We start from the raw sequence: 21,012 nt of genomic DNA, 5'->3' as shown, positions 1-21,012 counted from the left end.
GTCGGCTGAGTTAGGGTCGGCGTTCCCAACGCAGCGTGAAGAGGTGGCGTGTGACAGGTGTGGCCGAGAACGTGCAGGTGGACCCGCGGGCGGCGCTGTTGTTGCGGAGGTGGCTCGCGGAAACGCACACCCCGATCGAAGCGGGTCCGCTGAAGGTGACGATCGGGCCGCTGCGGTTCACCACCGAGGTCACCTACCGCTCACCGACCGGCGCGCACGGGTTCGGACCGATCCGGGTGGCGGACTCCGGTGACCTCGCCGACTCCGCGCTGCTGGCCGCGGCGTGCTCGGCGGACGCACGCGGCCGGGCCACCGCGGACGCCCCGATCAACGCCGAGGGTTCGGGCACGCTGCTGGACTGGCTGCTGGACGCGGTCCGCACCGGCGCGGTGGATCCGCTGACGGGCAACGACGAGGTCGACGTGCTCGGGCAGGGCGTGTCGTCGCAGGACGAGGCGCGGCGCTGGCTCGCCTCGCACGTGGAGAGCACGGTGACGCCGGCGCTGCGCAACCTCGACGAGCGCGCCGACCTGGCCGAGGTGACCGCCCGGCTGCTGACCCGCCGCTCGTTGGCCGCCATCGGCCGGTTCGGACTGCGCGGAGTCGCCGACGAGCAGGAACTGCTGGTCGCGCTGGCCGAGGAGCTGGGCGCGCTCGCCGACACCTACCCCGACACCGAACGGGTCATCCGGCATTGGCTCGACAGCGCCACCCTGACCGACCTGGCGGTGCTCAACGGTTCCGGACTGCGCTACCTGGCCGAGGGCAAGGTGGCGGTCTCGCCCGTGCGCTACGAGGTGCCGAACCCGATGCGCGCCACCGCCGCGGACGGCGTGCCCGGGGTGCCGGTCCCGGAACTTGGCGACGGCTGGTCGTTGCGGCCGGTCGCGCTGAACTCGGAGGACCCGGAGCTGGTGCACCGGTGGATGAATGAAGACCACGTGGCGGTCAACTGGAACCAGGCGTGGTCGTTGCAGCGCTGGCGGAACGAGCTCGGCGCACAGCTCGGCGGGCAGCACTCGGTGCCGTGCATCGTGCGGCGCGACGGGCGGGACGTCGCCTACGTCGAGCTGTACCGGGTGGTCCGCGACAAGCTCGCCACCTGCTACCCGCTGCACCCGCGTGATCTCGGCGTGCACATCGCGATCGGGGAGAAGGACGCCATCGGGCGCGGTTTCGGCTCGTCGCTGCTGGAGGCGGTGGCCCACGGCCTGCTGGCGGCGGATCCGGAATGCGCGCGGGTCGTCGCCGAGCCGAACGTCCACAACGGAGCGTCGGTGGCGGCTTTCGGGAAGGCGGGTTTCGTCCGGGCCCGCGAGGTCGGGCTGCCCGGCAAGAACTCGGCGTTGATGGTGCACGACCGCTGACAGCTCTCCCGCGCAGGTGAACGGACCGTTCGTCCAGTTCTACGGGACGAACGGTCCGTTCACTCGCAACCGGCGCTAGAGCGCGGGGAGTGAACGGACCCTTCGACCAACCAGACGGGACGAACGGTCCGTTCACCCCGGTGCTCGCGGACGATGATCCGGCGCGGTGGGTGGGAGGACTTCGACGGTGAACGGACCGTTCGTCCAACGGGATTGGGCGAACGGTCCGTTCACTCGTTCCCGGGGCGGGCGGATCCAGGTCCTCCGCCGCGGGTGCGCAGCCCGAGTCAACGGACCGTTCGACCAACTAGATGGGACGAACGGTCCGTTCACCCCACGGGCTCGGGTGGTTACCGCCGGGTGGACGCCTCCCCGCTGAGAGGTAGCGCACGCAGCAGGGGTTCTGGTCACTCGGCGGACGGTGAAATAAGGTTAGCCTTACTTTGTCCGTGTCCCGTGGGGGAGAACGATGCCGGAGCCTCTGGACGTGTCGCTGCCGCTGTCCGCCGCGCAGGCGGGGATCTGGTTCGCGCAGGCCCTCGACCGCGCGAACCCGATCTACAACACGAGCGAGTACGTCGAGATCCACGGCCCGGTGGAGCCGGAGCTGTTCGAGGACGCGCTCAACGTGGTGCTCGCCGAGGCGGAGTCGCTGCGCATCCGGGTGGTGGAGGCGGCGGACGGCCCGCGCCAGGTGATCGACCCGCCGTGGCACCTGGACCTGCCGGTCGTGGACGTCAGCGGCGACGCGGATCCGCTGGCCGCGGCGCTGAGGTGGATGCGCGCGGACCTGGCGGAACCGGTCGACCTGACGGTCGGCGGGCAGCGGGGCAGGTTGTTCACCGCGGCGCTGGTGAAGCTCGCCGACGACCACTGGCTCTGGTACCAGCGGATCCACCACGTGGCGATCGACGGCTACGGCTTCTCGATCGTGCTGCGCCGGGTCGCGGAGGCCTATTCGGCGCTGGTCGCGGGCGAGAAGCCGGCGGATTCGCCGTTCGAGCCGCTGTCGGCGCTGCTCGACGCGGAACAGGACTACCGCGGGTCGGACAAGTTCGAGCGGGACCGGCGGTTCTGGCGCGAGTCGTTCGCCGACGAGCCGGAGGCGACGACGCTGGCGGGCCGGTCGGGCCGCACCGCGCGCACCTTCGTGCGCCGCGTCGCCGACGTGGGTTCGGGTGCGGCGGACGCGTTGGCGGGTGCCGCGCAGCAGAGCCGCACGATTTGGCCGGACGCGTTCATCGCCGCGTTCGCCGCCTACCTGCACCGGGTGACGGGCCGGCGCGAGGTGGTGCTGGGCCTGCCGGTGATGGGGCGGCTCGGTTCGGCGGCGTCGCGGGTGCCGGGCATGGTCGTGAACGTGCTGCCGCTGCGGCTGGCCGTCACCCCGGAGACGACCCGGGACGAGCTGATCGCGCAGGTCGCGAAGGCCGTGCGGCAGGTGCGCAAGCACCAGCAGTACCGGGGTGAGGACCTGCGCCGGGACCTGCGGCTGCTGGGCACCGATCGCCCGCTGTTCGGCCCGATGATCAACGTGAAGGCGTTCGACTACGACCTGTGCTTCGGCGAGCACACCTCGACGGTGCACAACCTGGCCGCGGGCCCGGTGGAGGACCTGACGGTGTCGGTGTACACGGCGGGCACCGGGATGCGCTTCGAGTTCGACGCGAATCCCGACCTGTACACCGGCGACGAGGTCGACGCGCACCGCGAGCGGTTCCTGCGCTTCCTGGACCGGTTCGCCGCGGGGGACGGCGCGGTCGGCGAGCTGGACCTGCTGTCCGCCGACGAGCGGCGGTTGGTGCTGGAGGAGTGGAACGGCGGCCCGGTCGGCCCCGACCTGTCGGCGAAGACGCTGCCGGAACTGTTCGAGGACCAGGTCCGCCGCACCCCGGAAGCGGTGGCGCTGACCTGGGGCGACGAGCAGCTGACGTACACGGACCTGGACGCGCGGGCGAACCGCTTGGCGCACTGCCTGATCGACCACGGGGTCGGCCCGGAGCAGCTGGTGGCGCTGGCGCTGCCGCGCTCGGCGGAGCTGGTGGTGTCGGTGCTGGCGGTGCTCAAGGCCGGTGCCGCCTACCTGCCGCTGGACCCGGGGAACCCGGCGAGCCGCATCGCCTACATCGTGGCGGATTCCGAGCCGGCGATGCTGATCAGCGACACCGCGCACCACGAGAACCTGCCCGCCGACATCCCGCGGCTGCTGCTGGACGACCCGGCGAGCGCCGCGCAGATCGCCGAGCACTCGCAGCGGGATCCGCTCGGCGGCGAGCGCGGCCCGCTGACCCCGGACCACGCCGCGTACGTCATCTACACGTCCGGTTCGACGGGGCAGCCGAAGGGCGTGGTCATCCCGCATCACAACGTGGTGCGCCTGTTCACCGCGACGGAGCCGTGGTTCGGGTTCGGCACCGAGGACGTGTGGACGCTGTTCCACTCGTACGCCTTCGACTTCTCGGTGTGGGAGCTGTGGGGCGCGCTGCTGCACGGCGGCAGGCTGGTGGTGGTGCCGCACGAGGTGAGCCGTTCCCCGGAGGACTTCCTGGACCTGCTGGTGCGGGAGCGGGTGACGGTGCTGAACCAGACGCCGTCGGCGTTCTACCAGCTCGTCGAGGCGGACCGGAACGCGCCAGAGCCGAGCCGGGAGCTGGCGTTGCGCCGCGTCGTGTTCGGCGGTGAGGCGCTGGACCTGTCCCGCCTCGACGACTGGTACGCGCGGCACCCCGACGCACCCAAGTTGATCAACATGTACGGGATCACCGAGACGACGGTGCACGTCTCGTACGTGGAGCTGGACCCCGAGCTGGTGGCGCGCCGCGACGGCAGCCTCATCGGCCGCGGCATCCCGGACCTGCGGGTGTACCTGTTGGACGAGAACCTGCAGCCGGTGCCGCCGGGCGTGGTCGGCGAGCTCTACATCGCCGGGGCGGGCCTGGCGCGCGGCTACCTGGGACGGCGTGGGCTGACCGCGTCCCGGTTCGTCGCCGACCCGTTCGGCGCGGGCGGCACCCGGATGTACCGCTCGGGCGACCTTGCCCGGTGGCGCGACGGCGGCCTGCTGGAGTTCGTGGGCCGCGCCGACCACCAGGTGAAGATCCGCGGGTTCCGCATCGAGCTCGGCGAGATCGAGGCGCGCCTCGCCGCCCACCCGCAGGTCTCGCAGGCGACGGTGGTGGCGCGCGAGGACCAGCCGGGCGACCACCGGTTGGTCGGCTACGCGGTGTCGACCGCCGACCCGGCGGAGCTGCGCGCACACCTGGCCGCGGAGCTGCCGGACTACATGGTGCCGTCCGCGGTGGTGCTGCTGGACGCGTTGCCGTTGACGGCGAACGGGAAGCTGGACGTCCGGGCGCTGCCCGCGCCGGACTTCGCGGCGCAGGCCACCGGCCGCGCCCCGCGGGACCAGGTCGAATCGGCGCTGTGCCGGTTGTTCGGCGAGGTGCTCGGGGTGCCGGAGGTCGGCATCGACGACGGGTTCTTCGACCTCGGCGGGCATTCGCTGCTGGCGACGCGGCTGCTGGCGCGGGTGCGCGGCGAGCTCGGGGTGGAGGTCTCCATCCGCACCCTGTTCGACCACCCGACGGTGGCGGGGCTGGTGCGGCGGCTGGGACCGGCGCTGCGGGCCCGCCCGGAGCTGCGACCGGTGCCGCGCCCGGACGAGGTGCCGCTGTCGTTCGCCCAGCAGCGGCTGTGGTTCCTGCACCGGCTGGAGGGGCCGAGCGCCACCTACAACCTGCCGATCGGGGTGCGGCTGTCCGGCGAGCTGGACGTGGCGGCGTTGCGCGCCGCGCTCGGTGACGTCGTCGGCAGGCACGAGAGCCTGCGCACCACGTTCCCGGACCGGCAGGGCGAGCCGCGGCAGCGGGTGCTGCCCGCCGCCGCACCGGAGCTGCCGGTGCACGAGGTCGCCGCCGCCGAACTGGACGAGGCGCTGGAAACCGCGGCCCGGCACGGCTTCGACCTGGCGCAGGAGCCGCCGCTGCGCGCCGAGCTGTTCCGCACCGGCGAGCGGGAGCACGTGCTGCTGGTGCTGCTGCACCACATCGCCACCGACGAGTGGTCGATGGCGCCGTTGCTGCGCGACCTGGCGACCGCCTACGCCGCCCGGCTGCGCGGTGCGGCACCGGAGTGGCCGCCGCTGCCGGTGCAGTACGCGGATTACGCGCTGTGGCAGCGGGAACTGCTCGGGGACGAGCAGGACGAGCACAGCCTCGCCGCCCGCGAACTCGCGTTCTGGCGGGCGGAGCTGGCCGGGCTGCCCGACGAGCTGGCGCTGCCCGCCGACCACCAGCGGCCCGCGGCACCCAGCCACCGCGGCGGCACCGTGCGGTTCTCCCTCGACGCCGCGCTGCACCGGGACCTGCGGGCGCTGGCCGCGGCGCACCGGGCGAGCCCGTTCATGGTGGTGCAGGCCGGGTTGGCCGCGCTGCTGACCAGGCTCGGCGCGGGCACCGACATCCCCATCGGTACCCCGGTGGCGGGTCGCGGCGACGACCGGCTCGACGAGCTCGTCGGGTTCTTCGTGAACAGCCTCGTGCTGCGCACCGACACCTCGGGGGAGCCGACGTTCGCGGAACTGCTGGACCGGGTGCGCCAGGCCGACCTGGCCGCCTACGACCACGCGGAACTGCCGTTCGAGCGGCTCGCCGAGGTGCTCAACCCGTCGCGTTCGCTGGCCCGGCACCCGCTGTTCCAGGTGATGCTGGCCTACTGGGGCGAGGCGGAGGCGGTGCACGCCGAACTCCCCGGCCTCAAATCCACTGTGGACACGGTGGACGCCGGGGCGGCGAAGTTCGACCTGGCGCTGAGCATGCGCGAGACCGGCGACGGGGTCGACGGCGTCGCCCAGTTCAGCGCCGACCTGTTCGAGCAGCGCAGCGTGGAAGCGCTCACCGCCCGCTTCGTGCGGTTGCTGACCGCCGCCGCGGCCGCCCCGGACACCCCGATCGGCGACCTGGACCTGCTGGACGCCGAGGAGCGGCGGCGGATCTTCTGCTGGGGCGACGCGGTGCCGGAGCAGGACGTGCGGCCCGCGACCTTCCCCGACCTGCTCGACGCGCGGATCGCGGCGCACCCGGACGAGCCGGCGCTGGTCTTCGAGGACGTGGAGCTCAGCTACGCCGAACTGGGCGAGCGGGTGAACGCGCTGGCGCACCTGCTGATCGAGCGCGGTGCCGCCCCCGGCCGGATCGTCGGCGTGATGCTGCCGCGGTCCCCGGAGCTGATCATCGGGCTGCTCGCGGTGCTGGCCTCCGGCGCGGCCTACCTGGCGCTGGACCCGGACTACCCGGCGGACCGGTTGCAGCACATGATCGACGACGCGGAGCCGGGCCTGGTGCTGGCGCGTTCGGATCGCGTCCCCGAGGGGGCGCCCGCGGTGCTGCTGGACGACGCGGAGGTGCGCACGGCGCTCACCGCACGGCCCACCGGCACCCCGCCTCGCAAGTCCACTGTGGATGATCCCGCGTACGTGATCTACACCTCCGGTTCCACCGGCAGGCCCAAGGGCGTCGTCGTCCCGCACACCGGGGTCGCCGGGCTCGTCGCCACCCAGGCGCAGCGGGTCGGCGTCACCGCCGAGAGCAGGGTGCTGCAGTTCGCCTCGCCGAGCTTCGACGTGGCGTTCTGGGAGATCTGCATGGGCCTGCTCTCCGGCGGCACCCTCGTCGTGGTGCCCGCCGACCGGCGGGTGCCGGGCGCGCCGCTGGCCGACTACGCCGCCGAGCACGGGGTGACGCACCTGGCCATCGGCCCGTCCGTGATGGGCATGTTCCCGCCCGAGGTGGACCTGCCGCCGAACGCGACCCTGCTGTGCGGCGCGGAGAAGGTGCCCGCCGACCTGGTGCAGCGCTGGGCCCGGGACCGCCGGATGCTGAACTGCTACGGGCCGACCGAGGCGACCGTGAACTCCACGCTGTGGGACTGCGAACCGGACACCGGCACCTCGGTGCCCATCGGCGTCCCCGACCCCGGCACCCGGTTGTACGTGCTCGACGCGGCGCTGCGCCCGGTGCCGCCGGGCGTCGTCGGCGAGCTGTACGTCTCCGGCACCGGGCTCGCGCACGGCTACCTGAAGCGGCCCGGGCTCACCGCGGAACGCTTCGTCGCCGACCCGTACGGCGCCCCCGGCTCCCGGATGTACCGCACCGGCGACCTGGTGCGGTGGCGTTCCGACGGGGCGCTGGACTTCGCCGGGCGGGCCGACGACCAGGTCAAGATCCGCGGCTTCCGCATCGAACCCGGCGAGGTCGAAGCCGCGCTGGCCCGCCACCCCGCGGTCGGCCAGGTCGCCACCGTGGTCCGCGAGGACCGGCCCGGTGACAAGCGGCTCATCGGCTACGTCGTCGCCCAGCAGGACGTGGAGCAGGCGGAACTGCGCGCGCACGTCGCCGAATCGCTGCCGGACTACATGGTGCCCGCCGCGATCGTGTTCGTGGACGCGCTGCCGCTGATGCCGAACGGCAAGCTGGACCGCGCCGCGCTGCCCGAACCCGACTTGGCCGCCGCCGTCGGCTCCGCCGTGCCGCGCGACCCCACCGAAGAAGTGCTGTGCGAGCTGTTCGCGGAAGTCCTCGAACTACCGCGGGTCGGGGTGCACGACGGGTTCTTCGACCTGGGCGGGCACTCGCTGCTCGCGGCCCGGCTGATCGCCCGCATCGACGAGGCGCTCGGCGTGAAGCTCAACGTCGGCAGCCTGTTCGCCGCCCCCACCGTCGCCGGCCTCGGCGCGCGGGTCCGCACCGGCGGCAAGGGTGACGCGCTGGGCATCCTGCTGCCGCTGCGCACCGACGGGACGGAGGAACCGCTGTTCTGCGTGCACCCGGCCGCCGGGCTCGCCTGGCCGTTCTCCGGGCTGATGAAGCACATCGACCCGCAGCGCCCGCTCTACGGCCTGCAGTCCCGGGGGCTCGACGAACCGGCACCGGTGCTCGACGACCTCGCCGCGATGGCCGCCGAGTACCTGGAGCACGTGCGCACCGTGCAGCCGCACGGGCCGTACCACTTCCTCGGCTGGTCCTTCGGCGGCGTCATCGCCCACGAGATGAGCACCCAGCTGCAGGACCAGGGCGAACAGGTCCGGTTCCTCTGCATGCTGGACTCGTACCCGAAGGACGTGTGGGACGTGCTGCCCACCGAGGAGGAGGCGCTCAAGGCGCTGCTGTACATGGCGGGCTACGACATGGCGCGGCTCGGCGACGGGCCGCTGCGCCGCGAGGACGTGATGGAGATCCTCTCCGCCGAGGGCAGCGCCCTGGCCAACCTCGAAGAGCACACCGTCAAGGCGATCATCGACAACTTCGCCAACTGCGCCGTGCTGGAGAACGAGGCCGACCACGGCACCTTCCACGGCGACCTGCTGTTCTTCACCGCCACCGAGAACCAGGCGAAGGCCTCGCTCACCCCCCGGATGTGGGAGCCGTACGTGGACGGCGTCGTGGAGAACCACGACATCGCCTGCGAGCACAAGGACATGACCCGCCCCGCCCCGCTCGCCGAGATCGCGGCCATCGTCGAAGATCGGCTCCGCGGCGCCGCGGGGTCCGACCGGCGAACCGCCTCCGACCAGCGAACCGCCTCCGACCAACGAAGGAGTTCCGGAGCATGAGCAACCCGTTCGACGACGCCGACGGCTCGTTCTACGCCCTGATCAACGACGAGGACCAGTACTCGCTGTGGCCGGAGCGGATCCGAGTGCCCGACGGCTGGACCGTCGCCCACGGCCCCGCCGACCGGAAGTCCTGCCTGGACCACATCGAGGTGCACTGGACGGACATCCGCCCGGCCCGCAACAGCGTGTAAATCGGGAAACCAATGCGTGTGAACGACCCCAAGGTCGCGGTCTGCGTCGTCTACGTCGCCGCGATGTTCATGAACGGCATGGACGCCACCATCGTGAACGTGGCGCTGCCCGCCATCGGCGCCGAGTTCGGGGTGCCGCCGAGCGCCACCAGCGCCATCAACATCGGCTACCTGGTGAGCCTCGCGGTGTGCATCCCGGTGTCCGGGTGGCTCGGCGACCGGTTCGGCACGAAGAAGGTGTTCCTGGCAGCGTTCGGCGCGTTCGTGCTGGCCTCCGCGCTGTGCGGGGCGGCGCAGGACCTCACCCAGCTGACCCTCGCCCGCATCGTGCAGGGCGCGGGCGGCGGGGTGCTGAGCCCGGTGGCGCTGACCATGCTGTTCCGCGCCTACCCGCCGCAGGAGCGGATCAAGCTGTCCCGGGTGCTGGTGATCCCGACCGCCGTCGCCCCCGCGCTGGGGCCGGTGCTCGGCGGGCTGTTCGTGGAGCAGCTCACCTGGCGGTGGGGTTTCTTCGTGAACGTGCCGTTCGGGGTGCTGGCGCTGGTGTACGGAGCGCTGCGGCTGCGGGAGCACGTCGAATCGGTGCACAAGCGGTTCGACCTGGTCGGGTTCGCGCTCGCCGCGCCCGGCCTGGGGCTGCTGATGTACGCGCTGGACGCGGTGTCGATGCGCGGGCCCGGCTCGCCGCACTTCTACCTGGCCGGCGCGGTCGGCCTCGGCTGCCTGGTGGCGCTGGTGGTGAGCCAGCTGCGGTCGCGGCAGCCGATGCTGGACGTGCGGTTGTTCGGCGACGCCTCGTTCCGGCGGGCCAGCCTGATCCTGGCGACGTGCGTGGCCGGGTTCCTCGGCACCCTCTACGGGTTCACGTTGATGTACCAGACGGGGATGGGCGCCTCGCCGTGGGAGACGGGCCTGGTGACGCTGCCGAAGGCGGTGGGGCTGATGGTGGCTTCGCAGGCGGTGACCTGGGCGCACCCGAAGTGGGGTCCGCGGCTGCTGATCGCGGTGGCGATGCTCGGCGCGGCCGGGTCGTTCGCAGCGATGAACCTGGTGACCGGACCGCTGTCGGCGGGCGTCGTGCAGTTCGCCTCCGGTTTCTTCGTCGGCGCCGCCTCGATCGAGTTGCAGGTGGTCGCGTTCGCGACGATCAGCGCCACCGCCACCGGCGGTGCCTCCACACTGTTCAACGTGCAGCGCCAGGTCGGTTCGGCGCTGGGCGTGGCGGTGACGGCGGGGGTGCTGGCGATCGGCGGCGCGGGATCTTCCGGGTCGCTGGGCGTCTACCACTTTGCGATGCTCGTCTCCGCCGGATTCGCGCTGCTCGGCGTCCTGGTGGCGTTGCGCATCAAGAACCCGGCGGAACTGCGCACCACCGCTGGTCGCGCGGCCGAAGCCGGGGACGGGGCCGACGCGGTGCCCGCCGGGCGGGGCTGACGGTTCCGCCCGAGCGGGTGGCGAGATCTGGCCCACCGGATGAAGACATCCCGACGTTCTATGGTTAGGCTAGCCTTAATTCCAGTGATCGTTCTGGAGACAGTGAGGAAGGAACGCCAGGCCCGATGACGACAGCGGACCGACCCCGACGCGGCGCACACCGCCGTCCGCCGACCCGCACGCTGGAAGTGCTGCGCACGACGGAGCTCTCGCCGTCCATGCGGCGCATCACCCTCGGCGGCGAGGAACTCACCGGATTCCGCGAGCAGCACAGCGGGCCCAACGTGAAGGTGTTCGTTCCGCAACCCGGTCAGCATCGCCCGGTGCTCCCCGTCCTCAACGACGAAGGCCGCTACGACTGGCCCGAACCGCACGAACGACCCACCATGCGCACCTACACGGTGCGCCGCTACGACGAGCAGCGCGGCGAGCTGGACATCGACTTCGTCATGCACGGGGAACACGGTGTCGCCGCGTCCTGGGCGCGCCGCGCAGAACCCGGCGACTACCTCGGCGTGCTCGGACCCGGTGGGCGCACCTGCCGGGAAGCCGACTGGTACCTGCTGGTCGGCGACGAGACGGCGATGCCGGCCATCGCCTCCATCATCGAAGAGCTCCCGATCACCGCCAGCGGACAGGTCTTCCTCGAAGTCGGCGGGAGCGGCGACCAGCAGCACATCGAATGCCCGCCGAACGTGCGGATGACCTGGCTGCACCGCGACGGGATCCCCGCGGGGCGTTCCACCCTGCTCGCCGACGCGGTCCGCGACCTCGACATCCCCGACACCCTCGACGTGTCGGCCTGGGTCTCCGGTGAATCCGGGGTCGTCCGCGGAATTCGCCGCCACCTGCGGCAGGACCGCGGGTTCGACCCCGCGTCGGTGCTCGCCATCGGCTACTGGAAGGCCGGCATGGCCGAAACCGACTACCACGATCGATACAACCACGACCGCGACTGACGAGCGGTCTGCGGATTCCACCGTGCCCGCGCGCGACACCGACCGGGTACCGGCGAAGGGACAACCGTGTCTGCGGCTCCGACCCACGTGCAAGGCCACGTCCAGGACATCCTGGGCATCGGCTTCGGCCCCTCCAACTTAGCGCTGGCCGTAGCCGTCGAGGAACACAACCGCCGATGCGGTGAGGGCGAACGGCTCGACGCGAGCTTCCTGGAACGCAAACCGCAGTTCGGCTGGCACCGCGGGATGCTCATCGAGGGCACCACCATGCAGGTCTCGTTCCTCAAGGACCTCGTGACGATGCGGGAGCCCGCCAGCGACTTCTCCTTCCTGTCCTACCTGCAGGACAAGAACAGGCTCGTCGACTTCATCAACCACAAGACGATGTTCCCCACCCGCGTCGAATACCACGACTACCTGGAGTGGGCCGCGGGCAGGCTCGACCACCTCGTCCAGTACGACGCCGAAGTCATCGACGTGCGGCCCGTGCAGGACGGCGAGGTCTTCGAAGTGCTCGTGCGGCACGGCTCCGGCCAGGTCACCACCAGCCGCGCCCGCAACATCGTGGTCGCCGTCGGGCTCGAAGCGAGCCTGCCGCCCGGCGCCGAGCTCGGCGACCGCGTGTGGCACAACCTCGAACTCATGCACCGCGTCGGCGAACTCCGCGACAGCGAACCGCGCCGGTTCACCGTCATCGGCGCCGGTCAGAGCGCCGCCGAGGTCACCGACTACTTGCACCGCACGTTCACCGGCGCCGAGGTCTGCTCGGTGTTCAGCCGGTACGGGCACACTCCCGCCGACGACAGCCCCTTCGCCAACCGCATCTTCGACCCTGACGCGGTCGACCACTTCTACACCGCGCCGAGCGGGGTGAAGCAGATGCTCATGGACTACCACCGCAACACCAACTACTCGGTGGTCGACCTCGAACTCATCGAGCAGCTCTACGCGCGGGCCTACCAGGAGAAGGTGCGCGGCGAGGAACGGCTGCGGATGCTCAACGCCTCCCGCATCGTCGACGTGCGCGCCACCGACGACGGCGTCGCCGTCACCGTCGAATTCCTCCCGACCGGGGAGCGCACCGTCCTCGACTCCGACGTGCTCGTCTACGCCACCGGCTGCCGTCCCGGCGACCCTGGGCGGTTCCTCGGGCGCACCTGGGAGGAATGCCTCCGCGACGGCGACGGGCAGGTGCAGGTCGACCGCGACTACCGGGTGCGCACCACCGGCAGCGTGCGCGGCGGCGTGTACTTCCAAGGCGGGACCGAGCACACCCACGGCATCACCTCCTCGCTGCTGTCGAACGGTGCGGTGCGGGCCGGGGACATCCGCGAGTCGATCCTGCGCCACCGCAGCTCGCCGGCCCCGGCTGCGCACCCGGACTACGCGCTCACCGGCGACCGGGCCTGACCCGAGCGGGGGAGTGAACGGACCGTTCGTCCAACTAGATCGGACGAACGGTCCGTTCACCTGATCCCCGCCCACGGACCTGCCGCGTGGGGCGGGTGAACGTTCACCCGGCTCCCGCTCACCGGCCTGCCTTGCCCGGGGGAGAGTGAACGGACCCTTCGTCCAACTAGATCGGATAAACGGTCCGTTGACTCCGGCGGCGGGCCGTGGCGAACCGGCGGCGCCCGGACGTTCCACCGAACCCGGGAGAGAGTGAACGGACCCTTCGTCCAACTAGATCGGACGAACGGTCCGTTCACCCGCGTCCGGGCGTGTGAGCACCCGCACAGCGGCCCGGGAACAAAGCCACGCCGCCGGATGGTTGCAAGCGGCGATGGACACCGTCGCCAACCCGGACCGCACCGCCCTCGAGGCCGGCGGTCCCGCATCCCGGCCCGACCCGATCCGCGGCACCGCCCGCGGCCGCTCGGCCGTGCCGCTGTCGATCTTGGACCTCGCGCCCGTCGGCGCGCAGACGACGCCGGGGGAGGCGCTGGCCACCACCACCGAACTCGCCCGGGCCGCCGAGCGCTGGGGATTCCACCGGCTGTGGGTCGCCGAGCACCACGGCATGCCGGGCATCGCGAGCTCCTCCCCGCCGGTGGTGATCGCGCACCTGGCGTCGGCGACGAGCACGCTGCGCCTCGGTTCGGGCGGGGTGATGTTGCCGAACCACGCGCCGCTGGTCGTGGCCGAGCAGTTCGGCACCTTGCAGGCGCTGCACCCGGGCCGCATCGACCTGGGCATCGGCCGTGCCCCCGGCACCGACCAGGGGACGGCGCGGGCGCTGCGCCGCACCAGCGGCCCGCTGTCGGTGGACGACTTCCCGGAGCAGCTGGGCGACCTGCTGCGGTTCCTCGGCGACGGTTTCAGCGCCGACCACCCGTACGCCGAGGTGAGTTCGGTGCCGCACGGGCAGGCGCCGCCGGTGTGGTTGCTCGGTTCGAGCGGGTTCAGCGCGCAGGTCGCGGGCGCGCTCGGGTTGCCGTTCGCGTTCGCCCACCACTTCTCGGCGCGCAACACGCTGCCTGCGCTGGACCTGTACCGGAAGTCGTTCCAGCCCTCCGAGGTGCTGGCCGAGCCGTACTCGATGATCGGCGCGCAGGCGATCGCCGCCGACACCGAGCAGGAGGCGCTGGACCTGGCGCGTCCGATGGCGTTGAGCATGCTGCGGCTGCGCAGCGGGAACCCGGGCCGGATGCCGAGCCCGCAGGAGGCGCGGGACTACCCGTACTCCGCGGTGGAGCAGAGCATCGTGGACTCGTGGCTGGCGGACGCGATCCACGGCACGCCGGATTCGGTGCACGCGGAGCTGGAGGAGCTGCGGGAACGCACCGAGGTCGACGAACTGATGCTCACCGCGAACCTGTACGACCGGGACGCGAAGCTGCGCTCCTACGAGTTGATCGCCCGCGCCTACGGTCTGCCTGGAGTGTCCTGAGCCACGCCATCGCGTGGCCGGCACCACTGTCCCGCCAGGTCACGCGCAGGCGTGCACCGGTGGTGGCGTACGGTCGTTTCCGGTGTTCGTGGCAGAGGCGGGATTGAGGGATCTGTGGTGAAGCCTGGCGTTCTGGCCGCATACCGGGTCATGGCGTACGTGACAGCGGTGCTGCTCATCTTGCTGTGCTTGGCGATGGTGTTTAAATACCTGTGGCCCGAGGGTTCGTCCGCGCAGCTGATGGGCGACTCGTGGACGACCACGATCGGCATCGGCCACGGTTACCTCTACATCGTGTACCTGTTCGTCGCGCTGGTGACGACGGTGCAGCTGCGCATCCCGTACGGCCGGATGCTGCTGGTGCTGCTGGCCGGGACGATCCCGCTCGGCGCGTTCTTCGCGGAGCGCAAGGTGGTGCTGTGGCACCGGCTGCGCACCGGTGGTGAACCGCTGCCGTTCGAGGCCGCGGCGACGACCGGGTCGACGAGCTCATGACGGCCGTTCCCGAACAGGCGGAAGCAGCTCCCACCACCACTGCGAAGCGGCGCGGCGTGCTGGCCGCCTACTTCGCGCTCACCAAGCCGCGCGTCATCGAGCTGCTGCTGGTCACCACGATCCCGGCGATGTTCCTGGCCGAGCGCGGCATCCCGTCGCCGTGGCTGGTGCTGGTGACGCTGGTCGGCGGCGCCATGTCGGCGGGCAGCGCGAACGCGTTGAACTGCGTGGCCGACTCGGACATCGATGCGGTGATGCACCGCACCCGCAGCCGTCCGCTGGTGAGCTACGAGGTGCCGCGCAAGCACGCCTTGATCTTCGGGATCGTGTTGGGCGCCGTGTCGTTCGCGGTGCTCGCGATCGGGGCGAACCTGCTGGCGGCGGTGCTGTCGCTGGCCGCGATCCTGTTCTACGTCTTCGTGTACACGCTGCTGCTCAAGCGCCGCACCTCGCAGAACATCGTGTGGGGCGGTGCGGCGGGCTGCATGCCGGTGGTGATCGGCTGGGCCGCGGTGGCGGGCGAGGTCGAGTGGCCGGCGCTGGTGATGTTCGCGGTCGTGTTCCTGTGGACGCCGCCGCACTTCTGGTCGCTGGCGATGAAGTACCGGGACGACTACGCGCGGGCCGGGGTGCCGATGCTGCCGGTGGTGGCGACGCCGCGGCAGGTGTCGGCGCGGATCCTGGTGTACAGCTGGGCGACGGTCGCCTCCACGCTGCTGCTGGTGCCCGCGACGAGCTGGGTGTACGTGGCGATCGCGGTGCTGTCCGGCGCGGCGTTCCTGATCGTGGCGCAGCGGCTGCACGCTTCGGTGCGGCAGGGGCGCGCGACGAATCCGATGACGTTGTTCCACCTGTCGAACTCGTACCTGGCGGTGCTGTTCGTGGCGATCGCGGTGGACGCCGCGGTGGGCCTGCCGACCTTCAGCTGACGTCGGTCGCACGCGGTCGCGTCCGGCCGGGACGTCGGTGTGGTGGGCGGCCTCTCGCACCGCTCCTCGTCCGGGTGCTGGCCGAGCCCGGCCCACGCCTGCCAAGCTCGGGTCCTCCACGACCATGGTCGGCCGCACTCGGCCACCGGGTTGCAGCGGAGTGCCGGGGTGCGTGGAACCCCGCGGAGGCGCGCGAGCGGGGGCGGCATGGGCGAGCGGTGGAACGAGGCGGCGGTGGCCGCGTTGCGGTCGGTGGGCACGTCCCGGCGGTGGCGGGGAGGTGCCGTCCTGTTCGGCGTGGGGGACCGGTCGGACCACGTGCTGCTGATCCGCAGCGGCCAGGTCAAGGTGTGGTCGATGTCGACGCGGGGCGCGGAGACGGTGCTCGCGATCCGCGGGCCCGGCTCGGTGATCGGCGAGTTCTCCGCGGTGGACGGGCGACCGCGGGCTTCCGCCGTGACGGCGCTGGGGCCGGTGCAGGCGGACGTGGTGCCGGGCGCCGAGTTCCGCCGGTTCCTGCACGAACACCCCGACGTGATGTTCGAGCTGCTGGTCGGCGTGGTGGCCCGGATGCGCGAGTCCGACCGGTACCGGGTGGAGTTCACCTCGTCCGGGGTGGGGCAGCGGCTGGCCCGGCTGTTGCTGGACCTGGTGCGCGAGCACGGGGTGCCGGACGGGCCCGGCCGGTACGCGATCGCGATCCCGTTGAGCCAGGCCGAGTTGGCTGCCGCGACCAGCGCGTCCCGCGAGACGGTGGCGCGGGCCTTGCGGGAGCTGCGGGACCGCGGCGCCGTCGACACGCGGCGGCGCCGGATCGCGGTGCTGGACCGAGAACTGCTCGCCCAGCACGCGGGGTTCGAGTAGCGGCTCAGCGCACCGCGAGCAGCGCCGTCCACGCCAGAAACGCCAGCAGCGCCCCGCAGGAGCAGTGCAGCGCGATGCGCAGGCGCCGGTACTTGGTGGCGGCGATCTGCGCCAGCGCCTCCGCCTGCTGCCAGGCCTGCGCGCACAGCTCGGTAGCCGTGGCTCCGTGCGCCGGGCGGAAGGCTGGGAAGGCGAACGCGTTCGCCCCGCCGGCCGGAGCGCCGGTGCGCGGCGTGAGCACGGCCGCGAGGTGCAGCAGCGCGCCCAGCGCCCCGCACAGCAGCAGCCCCAGCAGCACCAGCGACGCGGCCCGCAGCGGGCCGTGCTGCAGCGCCGCGGCGTGGGACCCGGACATGGCGTTGCCCGCGCCGCCGATGCCGATGCCGAGTGCGGGGATCAGCAGTCCCGCTTTGGTGTCGGCGCCGGAGATCCAGGTGCGGAAGTCACCTGCGGTGCGCAGCGCCACGTCCAGCTCCTGCTCGGGGGTGAGGTGGTCGTCGGTGGCGGGCTCGGGCTGCGGAGCGGGACGAGGTGCGGTGCGGCGGGCCATGGCGGAGTCCTCCCTGCGGTGGGTCGATCTCGTTGCGTGACCAGTTCAGCACTCTTGGTGTCCGGATTCTGCGTCAGACGACACAGAGCGAGGTACGGGGTGCCACACTCCGCCCCAGTGTTGGAGTGAACGGACCGTCCGTCCCATCTAGTTGGTCGAAGGGTCCGTTCACTCGGCGCGACCGGTGCACCGCGGCGGCGAGCGACTGCCTCTTTCCGAGCCCCGCCGTTGTGGAGTGAACGGACCGCTTGTCCGATCTTGTTGGTCGAACGGTCCGTTCACTCCACGGGCCTCCCGTCGGTGCGGGGCGCCGCCGCGCGTGGGTGAACGGACCGTGTGTCCAGTCCTGTTGGTCGAACGGTCCGTTGACTCGAAGTTCGGTGGCTCCGGAGCGGAGTGAACGGACCGTTCGTCCCATCTTGTTGGTCGAAGGGTCCGTTCACTCCGTTCGCGGCGGCGTGGCCAGCGCCGCCGCGATGTGCTCGTAAGCGAGGTCCGCGACGGTGCGCAGTTCGGCCACCGGTGTCCCGGCGAGGTGCAGCACGGTCAGCGACTGGTTGATCGCGGCCGCGTACAGCGCCAGGTCGTCGAGCCGTTCCGCGGGCACCGCGTCTTCGGCGGGCCGGAGGGCGGCGCGGATCTCGGCGCGCTGCCCGGCGAGGGCGCCGGCGACGACCTCGCGCACCGGCGCGTCCAGGTCGGCGGTTTCGGCGGCGAGCCGGGTGATCAGGCAGCCGGCGGGCACCTCGGGGTCGGCGAGCCGGGTGAGCACGGTGTCGAAGAACGCGCGGACGGCGGCGGTGGGGTCGTCCGGGCGGGAGCGCAGGGCGGCGGACATGGGCGCGGCGAACAGTTCGGCGTAGCGGCGGACGCTGCGCTGGAGCAGTTCGTCCTTGCCGCCGAAGGTGGAGTACAGCGATCCGCGGCCGAGCCCGGTGGCGGTGAGCAGTCTGCTGAGGCTGGCTTCGGCGTAGCCGTGCTCCCAGAACACGTGCATCGCTCCGTCCAGGGCGGTGTCGACGTCGAACTGCTTGCGTCCTGCCATCTGGCGCACTCCCTCCGGCATGTTTGACCGATCGTTCCAACATGGCTAGTGTAGGTCGTACCGGCCGGCCCGGCCACCCAGGTGAGCCGTCCGCTAGGCGCCGAGCGGTACCGGCCGGGTTCCCCTCCTTCGTCGAACACGGAGTTTCCTCGTGACCTCAACCGAAGTTCCGCACGGCCCCGGTTCCCTCGCTTCGGCGCCGCTGCTGCCGGACGGTTTCACCGAGACCTTCCGGGACCACTACGCCACGGCGGGCGGTCTGCGCACGCACTACCTGAGCGGTGGCGACGGTCCGCCGCTGCTGGTGCTCGGCGGCTGGCCGCAGAACTGGTACCAGTGGCGCTTCGTCCTGCCGGAGCTCGCCGAGCGGTTCTCCGTCGTGGTGGTGGACCCGCGCGGCGTGAACCTGACGGACAAGCCCGCCGCCGGCTACGACTCCGGGACGCTGGCCACCGATCTGGTGGAGCTGATGCGCGAGCTCGGCCACGAGCGGTTCGCGCTCGTCTCGCACGACATCGGTGCCTGGACCGGCTACGCGCTGGCCGCCGACCACCCGGAGGTGCTGGAGCGGGCGGTGTTCTCGGAGGCGATCGTGCCCGGGCTGTCCGAGTCACCGCCGCTGCTGGCCGACCGGCGGACCAGCGATCTCCTGTGGCACTTCAACTTCAACCGCGCGCTGGAGATCAACGAGCGGTTGGTGCGCGGACGGGAGGACGTCTACTTCGGGCACCAGTTCGCCACGAAGGCCGCCACGCCGACGTCGATCCCGGGGCACGCGGTGCAGGTCTACGTGGACGCGCTGCGCGACCCGGAGGCACTGCGGGCCAGCTTCGACTACTACCGCGCCATCGATTCGATCATCGAGCAGAACCTGGTGCGGCGTGAGCGGAAGCTGACGTTGCCGGTGCTGACGATCGCCGGTTCGGAGTCCATCGGGGAAGGCATGGCGGCCGAGATCGGCGCGGTCGCGACGGACGTCACCAGCGTCGTGCTGCAGGGTGCCGGGCACTACGTGCCGGAGGAGGATCCGGTGGGCATGCTCGCCGCGATGCGCCCGTTCCTGGCCGAGTACCGCGGTTGAGCAGCGGCGGATCCGGTGGGCTCGACCGCCCGCCGGTTCCGCGGCACCGCTCAGGCCAGCGAGGGGGCGACGCCGCCGTCCACCCGCAGCGCGGCCCCGGTCGTCGCCGAGCCGGCCTCCGATCCGGCGTAGAGCACCAGGCTCGCCACCTCGTCGGGGCGGATCAGCCTGCCGAGCAACGAGCTCGGGCGCTCCTCGGCGATGAAGCGGCGCTCCGCCTCCTCGAACGGCACGTCGTCGCCGACCCGGCTGGCGATGAACTCCGCGACGCCGGGCGTCAGCGTCGGGCCGGGCAGCACGCTGTTCACGGTGACGCCGGTGCCCTTGACCTCCTGGGCCATGCCGCGCGCCACGGACAGCTGCGCGGTCTTGGTCATGCCGTAGTGCACCATCTCGGTGGGGATGAAGATCGAGGACTCGCTGCTGATGAAGATCACCCGGCCCCAGCCGCGCTGCACCATGCGCGGGGTGTAGTGCCTGGCCAGGCGCACCCCGGAGAGCACGTTCACCTCGAAGAACCGGGACCATTCCGCGTCGCTGATCTCGAAGACCGGGGTGGCGGAGAAGATCCCGGCGTTGTTCACGAGAACGTCCACGTCGGGCAGCTCGGTGATGAGCGCTTCGGCGCCTTCGGCCGTGCCGATGTCCGCGGCGATGCCGCGCACCGAACCGCCGGTGTCGGCGCGCAGCGATTCGACGGTGGCGTCGACCCGGTCCTGGGACCGGCCGTTGACGACGACGTCGGCTCCGGCGCGGGCGAAGCTCGCCGCGATGGCTTTCCCGATGCCGCTGGTGGAGCCGGTGACCAGGGCGGTGCGGCCGGTCATGTCGGTGTTCATCGGTGTTCGCTCTCCTCGGGTGTTCGCCACGGGGTTCCCGCTGGGGCGCGGGGTGATGCGGGTGTTTCGGCGTGCGTGGGAAGAAATGCGGCTTCAGCTGGTAGTTGCACGCGCTTGCTAAATAGTTGCAGGCGCTTTCTATCTGCGCAAGCTGCTATGGTGGTGGGGAGAGTGAGCTCACCCGTCGAGCTCGCCGGTAGGAGGTGTGGCGTGGGGATCGCCGACGACGCGGTCGAAGTGCGGGCACAAGGCTGGCGCACCCTCGCCGCATTGCACGGAATGCTCGAATCCGCCCTGGAGAAGGCGCTCACCGCCGACCACGGGCTGTCCGTCGTCGAGTACACCGTCCTCGACGCGCTCAGCAGGCAGGACGGCTGGCACATGCGCATGCAGCAGCTCAGCCGCGCCGCCGCGCTCAGCGGCAGCGCCACCACCAGGCTCGTCACCCGGCTCGAAGACCGGGGGCTGCTCACCCGGATCCTGTGCAAGGACGATCGGCGGGGCATCTACACCGAACTCACCGACGAAGGCCGCGCGCTCCTCGAGCAGGCGCGGCCCACCCACGACGCGGCGCTCGAGAAGACCCTCGCCGAAGCCGAACAGGTCCCCGAACTCGGCGACCTCGTCGACGCCTTCCACCGGGTCACCGCCCGGGCCTGACACCCCGATCGGGAGTGAACGGACCCCGAGGGGCAGGGAGCAGCGCGAGACAGCAGACTAAGACAAACCCGCCACGGCCCCCACCAACACAACCAC

Annotated in this window: 15 protein-coding genes; 12 read left to right on the top strand and 3 right to left on the bottom strand. The window is 71.7% G+C overall.

Annotated elements, in window-relative coordinates; genetic code table 11:
* Positions 1–50: 50 nt before the first annotated feature.
* The 10 genes from LCD35_RS16330 to LCD35_RS16285 all read left to right on the top strand — a co-directional run bounded on the left by LCD35_RS16330 (position 51) and on the right by LCD35_RS16285 (position 16,741).
* Positions 51–1,367, top strand: a complete 1,317-nt coding sequence (locus LCD35_RS16330; RefSeq protein WP_224978246.1) for a GNAT family N-acetyltransferase — start codon at positions 51–53, stop codon at positions 1,365–1,367.
* 469 nt (positions 1,368–1,836) lie between these two features.
* Positions 1,837–8,976: a non-ribosomal peptide synthetase gene (locus LCD35_RS16325; RefSeq protein ID WP_225044416.1), complete on the top strand. Its 7,140-nt coding sequence runs from the start codon at positions 1,837–1,839 to the stop codon at positions 8,974–8,976.
* Positions 8,973–9,170 carry an MbtH family protein gene (locus LCD35_RS16320; RefSeq protein WP_224960315.1) on the top strand — a complete coding sequence of 66 codons (198 nt, stop codon included), beginning with the start codon at positions 8,973–8,975 and terminating at the stop codon, positions 9,168–9,170. The genes LCD35_RS16325 and LCD35_RS16320 overlap by 4 nt, the downstream gene beginning before the upstream one ends.
* A gap of 12 nt (positions 9,171–9,182) precedes the next feature.
* Positions 9,183–10,604 (top strand): DHA2 family efflux MFS transporter permease subunit, encoded by a 1,422-nt coding sequence (locus LCD35_RS16315; protein ID WP_224960317.1) that lies wholly within the window; start codon positions 9,183–9,185, stop codon positions 10,602–10,604.
* A gap of 125 nt (positions 10,605–10,729) precedes the next feature.
* Positions 10,730–11,563, top strand: a complete 834-nt coding sequence (locus tag LCD35_RS16310) for a siderophore-interacting protein (RefSeq protein WP_224960319.1) — start codon at positions 10,730–10,732, stop codon at positions 11,561–11,563.
* 66 nt (positions 11,564–11,629) lie between these two features.
* Positions 11,630–12,973: a lysine N(6)-hydroxylase/L-ornithine N(5)-oxygenase family protein gene (locus LCD35_RS16305; RefSeq protein ID WP_224960321.1), complete on the top strand. Its 1,344-nt coding sequence runs from the start codon at positions 11,630–11,632 to the stop codon at positions 12,971–12,973.
* A gap of 373 nt (positions 12,974–13,346) precedes the next feature.
* Positions 13,347–14,453, top strand: a complete 1,107-nt coding sequence (locus LCD35_RS16300) for an LLM class flavin-dependent oxidoreductase (RefSeq protein WP_225044415.1) — start codon at positions 13,347–13,349, stop codon at positions 14,451–14,453.
* Between the two features lie 117 nt (positions 14,454–14,570).
* On the top strand, positions 14,571–14,948 hold the full coding sequence (locus LCD35_RS16295; protein WP_224960326.1) for a DUF3817 domain-containing protein: 378 nt from the start codon (positions 14,571–14,573) through the stop codon (positions 14,946–14,948).
* On the top strand, positions 14,945–15,877 hold the full coding sequence (locus LCD35_RS16290; protein ID WP_224960327.1) for a heme o synthase: 933 nt from the start codon (positions 14,945–14,947) through the stop codon (positions 15,875–15,877). The genes LCD35_RS16295 and LCD35_RS16290 overlap by 4 nt, the downstream gene beginning before the upstream one ends.
* Before the next feature lie 207 nt (positions 15,878–16,084).
* On the top strand, positions 16,085–16,741 hold the full coding sequence (locus tag LCD35_RS16285) for a Crp/Fnr family transcriptional regulator (protein ID WP_224960329.1): 657 nt from the start codon (positions 16,085–16,087) through the stop codon (positions 16,739–16,741).
* Positions 16,742–16,745: 4 nt separating this feature from the next.
* On the opposite strand, the gene LCD35_RS16280 is transcribed toward LCD35_RS16285, so the two are convergent.
* Both LCD35_RS16280 and LCD35_RS16275 read right to left on the bottom strand, forming a co-directional pair.
* On the bottom strand, positions 16,746–17,291 hold the full coding sequence (locus LCD35_RS16280; protein ID WP_224960331.1) for a Pycsar system effector family protein: 546 nt from the start codon (positions 17,289–17,291) through the stop codon (positions 16,746–16,748).
* 439 nt (positions 17,292–17,730) lie between these two features.
* Positions 17,731–18,336 carry a TetR/AcrR family transcriptional regulator gene (locus tag LCD35_RS16275; RefSeq protein ID WP_224966961.1) on the bottom strand — a complete coding sequence of 202 codons (606 nt, stop codon included), beginning with the start codon at positions 18,334–18,336 and terminating at the stop codon, positions 17,731–17,733.
* Positions 18,337–18,487: 151 nt separating this feature from the next.
* On the opposite strand from LCD35_RS16275, the gene LCD35_RS16270 reads away from it, so the two are divergent.
* Positions 18,488–19,417 (top strand): alpha/beta fold hydrolase, encoded by a 930-nt coding sequence (locus tag LCD35_RS16270; RefSeq protein ID WP_224960335.1) that lies wholly within the window; start codon positions 18,488–18,490, stop codon positions 19,415–19,417.
* A 50-nt stretch (positions 19,418–19,467) separates the two neighbouring features.
* Here the strand turns inward: LCD35_RS16270 and LCD35_RS16265 are convergent, their stop codons facing one another.
* A complete protein-coding gene (locus LCD35_RS16265; RefSeq protein ID WP_224966960.1) occupies positions 19,468–20,256 on the bottom strand; it encodes an SDR family NAD(P)-dependent oxidoreductase in 789 nt (262 codons plus the stop codon).
* 210 nt (positions 20,257–20,466) lie between these two features.
* On the opposite strand from LCD35_RS16265, the gene LCD35_RS16260 reads away from it, so the two are divergent.
* Positions 20,467–20,916 (top strand): MarR family winged helix-turn-helix transcriptional regulator, encoded by a 450-nt coding sequence (locus LCD35_RS16260; RefSeq protein ID WP_224960339.1) that lies wholly within the window; start codon positions 20,467–20,469, stop codon positions 20,914–20,916.
* Positions 20,917–21,012: the final 96 nt, after the last annotated feature.

The organism is Saccharopolyspora sp. 6V (assembly GCF_020176785.1).
Taxonomy (GTDB): domain Bacteria; phylum Actinomycetota; class Actinomycetes; order Mycobacteriales; family Pseudonocardiaceae; genus Saccharopolyspora_C; species Saccharopolyspora_C gregorii.
The sequence above is the reverse complement of the archived record's forward strand: the minus strand, read 5'-3'. Positions and strand labels throughout refer to the sequence as shown.